General features: G+C 70.9%; 8 protein-coding genes. 6 read left to right on the top strand and 2 right to left on the bottom strand.

Features of this window, described 5'->3' with window-relative positions; genetic code table 11:
* Both OPU67_RS16225 and hemC read right to left on the bottom strand, forming a co-directional pair.
* Positions 1–589, bottom strand: a 589-nt coding sequence (locus OPU67_RS16225; protein ID WP_267621502.1) for a uroporphyrinogen-III synthase, incomplete at its 3' end; no start/stop codon positions are given.
* Positions 586–1,527 (bottom strand): hydroxymethylbilane synthase, encoded by a 942-nt coding sequence (hemC, locus tag OPU67_RS16220; protein WP_267621500.1) that lies wholly within the window; start codon positions 1,525–1,527, stop codon positions 586–588. The genes hemC and OPU67_RS16225, both read right to left, overlap by 4 nt.
* A gap of 44 nt (positions 1,528–1,571) precedes the next feature.
* Here hemC and tsaD point away from each other — a divergent pair, with 44 nt between their 5' ends.
* The 6 genes from tsaD (at position 1,572) to maiA (ending at position 7,338) form a co-directional block, all read left to right on the top strand.
* Positions 1,572–2,645, top strand: a complete 1,074-nt coding sequence (gene tsaD, locus OPU67_RS16215; protein WP_267621498.1) for a tRNA (adenosine(37)-N6)-threonylcarbamoyltransferase complex transferase subunit TsaD — start codon at positions 1,572–1,574, stop codon at positions 2,643–2,645.
* A complete protein-coding gene (locus OPU67_RS16210; RefSeq protein ID WP_267621497.1) occupies positions 2,642–3,658 on the top strand; it encodes an NAD(P)H-dependent glycerol-3-phosphate dehydrogenase in 1,017 nt (338 codons plus the stop codon). Before tsaD ends, OPU67_RS16210 begins: the two co-directional genes overlap by 4 nt.
* Positions 3,655–5,190, top strand: coding sequence for a lipopolysaccharide biosynthesis protein (locus tag OPU67_RS16205; RefSeq protein WP_267621495.1), 1,536 nt, complete (start codon positions 3,655–3,657; stop codon positions 5,188–5,190). The genes OPU67_RS16210 and OPU67_RS16205 overlap by 4 nt, the downstream gene beginning before the upstream one ends.
* Positions 5,191–5,265: 75 nt before the next feature.
* Positions 5,266–5,856 carry a hypothetical protein gene (locus tag OPU67_RS16200; RefSeq protein WP_267621493.1) on the top strand — a complete coding sequence of 197 codons (591 nt, stop codon included), beginning with the start codon at positions 5,266–5,268 and terminating at the stop codon, positions 5,854–5,856.
* A 71-nt stretch (positions 5,857–5,927) separates the two neighbouring features.
* Positions 5,928–6,284, top strand: a complete 357-nt coding sequence (locus tag OPU67_RS16195; protein ID WP_267621491.1) for a response regulator — start codon at positions 5,928–5,930, stop codon at positions 6,282–6,284.
* Positions 6,285–6,687: 403 nt separating this feature from the next.
* Positions 6,688–7,338 (top strand): maleylacetoacetate isomerase, encoded by a 651-nt coding sequence (gene maiA / locus OPU67_RS16190; RefSeq protein ID WP_267621504.1) that lies wholly within the window; start codon positions 6,688–6,690, stop codon positions 7,336–7,338.
* Positions 7,339–7,423: the final 85 nt, after the last annotated feature.

Here is a 7,423-nt window from a genome sequence, read left to right as displayed (position 1 = left end):
CCGCCCCGATGCGGGGCCCGAGCGCGGCGAGCGCGATGCCCGCGCGCGGCAGGCCGAGCCGATCGCATTCCGCCGCGAAATGCCGGGCGGTCGCGGCGGAGTGGAGCAGCACCAGCGCCTCGCCCGGCGCCAGCTGCGGCGCGACAGGATCGAGCGGCAGGGGCACGCTGCGATAGGCGACGACCTCGGCGAAGGTGACACCCGGCGGGGGCACCAGCGGCACACGCTCCTCCCCGGCAATGCGCAGCAGGTGCGCCGGGCCCGGTATGGCATCGAGCACCCCCTGCAAGCCCCCGCTCCCGGTCATCGCGACCGTGAACCCGGCCGCGCGCGCGGTGGCGGCGGTCGCCTCGCCCACGGCGAAGACGGGCTTGGCGGAGAGGCGCGCAAGATTGTCGCCGCCGTGGAGGATCGCATTGGCGCTGCCAATCAGCAGGCCGTCGATCCCCTCGGGATCGGGGCAGTCCCAGGCCACCGCGCGGATTTCTGACAGGGCATGGCCGGTGATCGCAAGGCCCATCCCCCTCGCCCGATCGAGCGTCGCGGCGAGCCCCGGTTCGGGGCGCAATGCGACGAGGTTGAGGTTCACGACCCGGCGCGGAAGTGCGGCGCGATGCCCGGCGTGGCCTTCGCGAGCAGTTCGGCGGCGAGCGCACGGACCGGCGCGTGGTCCCCGGCCGCGAAGGAGGCCGTGCCCTCGACCCGCTCGAGCCCGTCGGGGCTGAACAGCGCGGCGCGCATGGTGAGCGTGCTCCCGGCAAGCTCGCACAGCACCGCGACCGGCGAGTGGCAGGTGCCGCCGAGTTCCGCGAGCAGCGCGCGCTCGGCCTCCAGCTCGGCGCGCGTCGGCGCATGGTCGATCGCGGCGAGGAGCGCGGTGGTCTCGGCATCCTCGGCGCGGCATTCGATGGCGATCACGCCCTGCGCGGCCGCCGGAATCCATTCCTCCGAGGCGAGCGGATGGCCTACGCCGGTCTCCTCCAGCCGCTCCAGCCCGGCGGCGGCAAGGAAGGTCACGTCCGCCTCGCCCGCCGCGAGCTTGGCGAGGCGCGTCGCGACATTGCCGCGGAAGGTCACGACCTTGCAATCGGGCCTGAGGTTCAAAAGCTGCGCGGCACGGCGCGGCGCGCTGGTGCCGACCACCGCGCCCTGCGGGATCGCGGCGATGCTCGCCGCACCGACGAGGCAATCGCGCCGGTCCGCGCGCGGCAGGAAGGCGGGGAAGTGGAACGCGGCCGGGCGGATCGTCTCGACGTCCTTGGCCGAGTGCACCGACAGGTCGATCCGCCCCTCGCCCAGCCACTGGTCCAACTCCTTGGTCCACAGCGCCTTGCCGCCGATTTCCGACAGCGGGCGGTCGAGCACCTTGTCGCCGCTCGCCAGCACGGGGACGAGTTCGACCTCCTCCTCGGCCCAGCCGTGGGCGGCGCACAGGCGCGCGGCGGTCTCGCGGGCCTGCGCCATGGCGAGGGGGGAATTGCGGGTGCCGAGGCGGAGACGGGGGCGCGATGCGGGTGCTTCAGTCATGGCTGCGCTTGCCCTACCCGCCACAGCGACTAGATGGAAGCCGGATGGGATCGGCAACGCACACCTTGGACAGCACGCTCGTCTTGGGCATCGAATCGAGCTGCGACGAGACCGCGGTCGCGCTGGTGCGCGGCGACCGGACGATCGTGGCGCAGGCGATCGCCAGCCAGGAGGCAGAGCACGCCCCCTATGGCGGGGTCGTCCCCGAAATCGCCGCGCGCGCCCATGCCGAGCGATTGGCGCCGATGCTCGAGAAGGTCATGGCCGAGGCGGGCGTGACCCTCGCAGAGGTGGACGCCATCGCCGCCACCGCGGGGCCGGGGCTGATCGGCGGGGTGATGGTCGGGCTCGTCAGCGCCAAGGCGCTCGCCATGGCGGCGCACACACCGCTGATCGCGGTCAATCACCTCGAAGGCCACGCGCTTTCGCCCCGGCTGGCCGACGCGGAGCTTGGCTTCCCTTACCTGCTGCTGCTCGTCTCGGGCGGACATTGCCAGATCCTCGCGGTAGAGGGGGTCGGTCGGTACCGCCGCCTCGCCACCACCATCGACGATGCGCTGGGCGAGGCTTTCGACAAGACCGCCAAGATTCTCGGCCTCGGCTATCCCGGCGGCCCGGCGGTGGAGCGGCTGGCGCGGGAGGGCGATCCGAAAGCGGTGCCGCTGCCACGGCCGCTCAAGGGTTCGAGCGAACCGCACTTCTCCTTCGCGGGATTGAAGAGCGCGGTGCTGCGGGCGAAAGAGAGCGGCGCGCACAGCGACGCCGATATCTGCGCGAGTTTCCAGCAGGCAGCGGTGGAGTGCCTGATCGACCGCCTCGCGCGCGCGCTCAATACCGCAGGCCCTTTCCCTGCGCTGGTCGTCGCGGGCGGGGTCGCCGCCAACAAGGCGATCCGCGCCGCGCTCGAGGGTTTCGCGCAACGCCACGCCATGCGCTTCACCGCCCCGCCGCTCCAGCTGTGCACCGACAACGCCGCAATGATCGCCTGGGCGGGGTGCGAGCGGCTGGCGCTGGAAGGCGCGGATTTCGCCGGCGACCCGCTCGATTTCGTCGCCCGTCCGCGCTGGCCCCTCGATCCCGCCGCCGAACCCGTTCGGGGCGCGGGGGTGAAGGCATGAGCGAGGCGCAGACCCTCGGCGTCATCGGCGCGGGCGCCTGGGGCACGGCGCTTGCCCAGATGCTTGCCTCCGACGGGCGCGAGGTGGTGCTCTGGGCCTACGAGCCCGACGTGGTGCAGGCGATCAATGCCGAGCATCGCAACCCGCTCTACCTCCCCTCGGCGCAGCTTGCCGCGACGATCCGCGCCACCGGCGACCTTGCCGATCTCGCGGAGCTCGACACCGTGCTGGTCGTCACCCCCGCGCAGGTGCTTGGGCGGGTGCTCGAAGGCCTCCCCCATCCGCCGCGCGATCTCGTGCTGTGCTCCAAGGGCATCGAGGCGGGCACCGGGCGCCTGATGAACGACGTGGCGCGCGAGGCCTCGCCGGGGAGCGCCATCGCGGTCCTCTCCGGCCCGACCTTCGCCCACGAGGTCGCGAGCGGCCTCCCCACCGCCGTCACCCTCGCCTGCGAGGGCGGGCGGGCGCAGTGGGAGCGGCTTGCGCCGGCCATCGCCCGGCGCGCCTTCCGGCCCTATTATTCCGACGACGTGACCGGCGCGGAGATCGGCGGGGCGGTCAAGAACGTGCTCGCCATCGCCTGCGGGGTGGTGGAAGGGCTCGCCCTCGGCCAGAACGCCCGCGCGGCGCTGATCGCGCGCGGCTATGCCGAGATGCTGCGCTTCGGCGAGGCGCTGGGGGCCGAGGTCGAGACGCTTTCCGGCCTGTGCGGATTGGGCGACCTGGTGCTGACCTGCTCCTCGATGTCGAGCCGCAATTTCAGCCTCGGCAAGGCGTTGGGCGAAGGGGGGAGCGCGGCGGCGCTGATGGCCGACCGTCGCACCGTCGCGGAAGGGGCGCACACCGCGCCCGTTCTCGCCGCGCTGGCGGAGGAACGCGGGATCGCCATGCCGATCGTCGCAGCGGTCGACGCGATCCTCAAGGGCGCCGAGGCGCGCGCCGTGGTCGCGCAGCTCCTCGCCCGGCCCTTGCGCGCCGAGCTCGAAAGCGACGCCGGGGACCTCTTGGCGTGAGCCTTCCCCCCACCCCCGCCGCGACCCCGACCGCTGCGCCGGACGAGCGCGACGATCTCGCCGCGCTCGCCAAGGGCGGGCGGACCAACACGCTGGGCTTCGTGGTGCGCCTCATCGCGCGCATCCCCTTCCTCGTCATCGCCACCCGCCTCTACGGGGCCGAGGCGCTGGGCCGCTTCGCCTCGGCGCTGGTGCTGATCGAGATCGTCGCGCTGGTGTGCTCGCTGGGCGAGAAGCGCGGCCTTGCACAGCGCCTGTCGGACGGCGCGGGCGAGGACCGCGCGGCGGAGACCAACCTCGTCTATGACGGGATCCTGCTGGCCCTGATCTATGCCGCGCTCGCCGCCGCGATCCTGCTGGTCTTCCCCGACCCGATGTTCCCCAACGGGATGAATTCGACACTCGATATGTGGCTGGTCGCGACCATCCCCGCCTTCGCCGTCACCGAGATCCTGCTGGCGGCGCAGGCCTACCGCTTCGACATCGCCACCACCGTGCGCGCCCGGGCGGTGGTCGAGCCGTGGACGATCTCCATCGGGGCAGGCGTGTTCTTCTTCATTCCCGCGACCCGCGAAGCGGGGCTGGCGCTCGCCTTCATCGCCTCGATCTATGCCGGGCTGCTGACCGCCGCCTGGCCGTTCCTCAGGACCTACGGCCTGCCGCGCGCCTGGAGCCCGCGCCCGCGCGGGATGCTCGCAATGTCGAGCCGCGCCTTCCCGCTCGTGGGCGCCGACGCGATCGAGCGCGGCACGCGGCTGCTCGACATCTTCATCCTCGGCCTGTTCGCCCCGCCCTCGGCGGTCGGCATCTACTACGCCGCGCAGCAGATCGCCTCGCTGCCGCAGAAGCTCAAGACCAGCTTCGAGCCGATCCTCTCGCCGGTCATCACCAAGAACCTGCGCATCGGCAACATGGAGGCGATCGCCGCGCAGGTGCGGCAGGTGGGGTTCTGGATCATCGCCGTGCAGCTCGGCATCGCGCTGGTGCTGGGCGTGCCGGGCGAGGCGGTGATGGGCCTGTGGGGGCCGGACTACGTCGCGGGCACCGCCGCGCTCGCCTTCCTGCTCGCCGCCGAGGTCGCCGCCTCGATGGCGGTCGTCTCGGAGAGCGTGCTGGTCTATATCGCGAGGAAGCGCAACCTTGCCATCTCGGTCGGGATCATCGCGCTCCAGGCGGCGCTCACGATCGGCTTCATCCAGCTCGCACAGGGCCTCGGCTTCGGGCGCGGCTTCCAGGCGGCGGGCGCGGCGGGCGCGCTGCTGGTCGCGCTCGCCGCCTCCAGCCTCGTCAAGGCGCTGCTGCTGAGGAAACTGCTCGCCGCGCCGGTCTCCAACTGGCGCTGGGCGCTGGTCCACGCCGCCGCGCCGGTGGTGGTGATCGGCTACGGCTTCACCTTCCTTCCCGAATGGACCGAGCTCGTGATCGGCGTGCCGCTGATGCTCGCCACCTACGCGCTGGTGATCTGGCGGCGCGGCTTCGACGAGAACGACAAGGTGCTGTTCCGCAAACAGGTCGTTGCCGACGAGACATAACCTGCGCTTGGGCGGTGCGGCGCCAGGCTGCTAGAGCGGCGGCGCACAACGATTCTCAGCGGGAGCCGCGCATCCATGTCCGCCGACCTCACCACCTACCTTCCCTTCATCGCCATCGCGCTGGTCGTGCTCGCCATCGCCGTCTGGGCCTTCCTGCGCGCGGGCCGCAAGGCGCGGGTGATCGACGACGGCAGCGCGCCCAAGATCGGCCGCGACGTGCTCGAGGAGGGCGCCGAGCGCGCGCGGCGCAACCAGGCGCTGATCGATTCCCCGCGCGGCATCGAGATCATCCAGGGCGACCTGTCGGCGATGGCCAACGCCCAGGTCATCGCCGCCGCCTCGATGGATGCCGATGCCGAGAGCGGCGCGCCGATCGCCCCCACCGGCACCGCCCCCGCCCCCGCACCCATCCCCGCGCCCGGCAGCGGCGACGATCTCACCCGCATCAAGGGCCTCGGCCCCAAGATCGCCGCGCTGCTCGGCCAGTTCGGCATCAACCGCTACGCCCAGATCGCCGCCTGGACCCCCGACGACATCGAGCGCATCGATGCCCAGCTCGGACGCTTTTCGGGAAGAATCACCCGCGATCAATGGGTCGAACAGGCCAAGTTGCTCGCCGCCGGGGACGAGACCGCATTTGTTGCACAATTCGGCAGGAACGGATGATAATCTGCAAAGCCTGACGTCCAATCCGTGATACACCTCCCTGGTGGGATTCGTATTGACGGGAGAGACCGATGGCATTGCGTATCCTGGTCGCCGAAGACGAGTTCGTCACCGCCTTCGATTTGTGCGATACTTTTGAAGAGGCGGGCTATGAGGTCGAAGGGCCGCACGCGGGCATCTCCTCGGCGATGCTGGCCTGCCAGAAGGAACGGCCCGACTGTGCGCTGATCGATATCGAGCTGGCCGATGGCCTCACCTATGAACTCGCGCAGAAGCTGATCGAGGACAAGGTGCCGGTGATCCTGCACTCCGACATGGCCGATGCGGTGGAGATCGCCGCCCGCTTCCCCGGGGCAACGATGCTCGCCAAGCCCTGCCCGCCCGCACAATTGCTCCAGACGGTGAGCCGGGTGCTGATCTCGGCCTGAGGCCTGCCCAGGTCATCGGACCAGACCGTTCGGGTCGAGCGACATCGAGACGCCCGTCGGGGTGGCCTCTCGACTTCGCTCGAGGCGAGCGGGTCATGGGGGAAGAAAAGGCCCGAACCGCGCCGCGACGTTCTTGCGAGCAACCACCGCGGGACCCTGCCAACTCTTCGCTCTTCCCCTTGCCCCGCGCCGCCAACCCTGCAAAGGCTGGGACACAAAAGAACAAGCAGGAGCGACCCCGCGTGGCGAGACGGCACACCGGCGGCGAGGTGATGAACCGGCCCCTCGTCATTGCGAGGAGCGTCAGCGACGAAGCAATCCAGAGCGGGTTCGCGCCGCGCCGGCACACCGGCGAGCGACACCTGCCCTGCGCAGGCAGGCGATGACGAAAGGGCCGCCCATGATGAAGCTTCACGGCTATTTCCGCAGCTCCACCTCCTACCGGCTGAGGATCGCGCTGAACCTCAAGGGCCTCGCCTTCGAGAACATCCCCGTCAACCTCGTCACCGCCGCAAACAAGGACCCGGCCTTTACCGCGCGCAACCCCTTCGGCTCGCTCCCCCTGCTCGAGGCGGACGGGCGCGACCGGGCGCAGTCGATGGCGCTGCTCGAATGGCTCGACGAGGCCTACCCGCAAGCCCCCTTCCTGCCCGAGGACATCGAGGCGCGCTATACCGTGCGCGAGCTCGCCTATGCCATCGCGACCGAGATCCACGCGGTGAACAACCTGCCGGTGCTGAAATACCTCAAGGACCCGCTCGGCCACACGCAGCACGAGATCGACATCTGGTATCGCACCTGGCTGAAGCGCACGCTCGATCCGGTCGAGGCGCGCCTTGTGCAGCTGGGCGCGGGCGATTTCCTCCACGGCGATGCGCCCGGCCTGTTCGAGATCGTGCTGATCCCCCAGCTCTACAATGCGCGGCGCTTCGCCTACGACCTGTCGGCGAGCCCGCACCTCACCCGCATCGAGGCCGCCTGCCTTGCCCTCCCCGCCTTCGCGGCGGCCAACCCCGATGTTCAGAGCGATGCGCCGGGGCAGGCGCCCGCGTGATCCATTCCCCCCCGTCATTGCGAGCAGCCGCAGGCTGCGCGGCAATCCAGAGCGATCCGTGCGGGGCTCTGGATTGCCGCGTCGC

This window comes from Erythrobacter sp. WG (genome assembly GCF_026586795.1).
In the GTDB taxonomy this organism is placed as follows: domain Bacteria; phylum Pseudomonadota; class Alphaproteobacteria; order Sphingomonadales; family Sphingomonadaceae; genus Erythrobacter.
The sequence above is the reverse complement of the archived record's forward strand: the minus strand, read 5'-3'. Positions and strand labels throughout refer to the sequence as shown.

Bases quoted from the DNA above. Each gene is read 5' to 3' on its own strand.
- tsaD (WP_267621498.1), top strand. From the start codon at position 1,572: ATGGGATCGGCAACGCACACCTTGGACAGCACGCTCGTCTTGGGCATC.
- maiA (WP_267621504.1), top strand. From the start codon at position 6,688: ATGAAGCTTCACGGCTATTTCCGCAGCTCCACCTCCTACCGGCTGAGG.
- OPU67_RS16195 (WP_267621491.1), top strand. From the start codon at position 5,928: ATGGCATTGCGTATCCTGGTCGCCGAAGACGAGTTCGTCACCGCCTTC.
- hemC (WP_267621500.1), bottom strand. From the start codon at position 1,527: ATGACTGAAGCACCCGCATCGCGCCCCCGTCTCCGCCTCGGCACCCGC.
- OPU67_RS16210 (WP_267621497.1), top strand. From the start codon at position 2,642: ATGAGCGAGGCGCAGACCCTCGGCGTCATCGGCGCGGGCGCCTGGGGC.
- OPU67_RS16200 (WP_267621493.1), top strand. From the start codon at position 5,266: ATGTCCGCCGACCTCACCACCTACCTTCCCTTCATCGCCATCGCGCTG.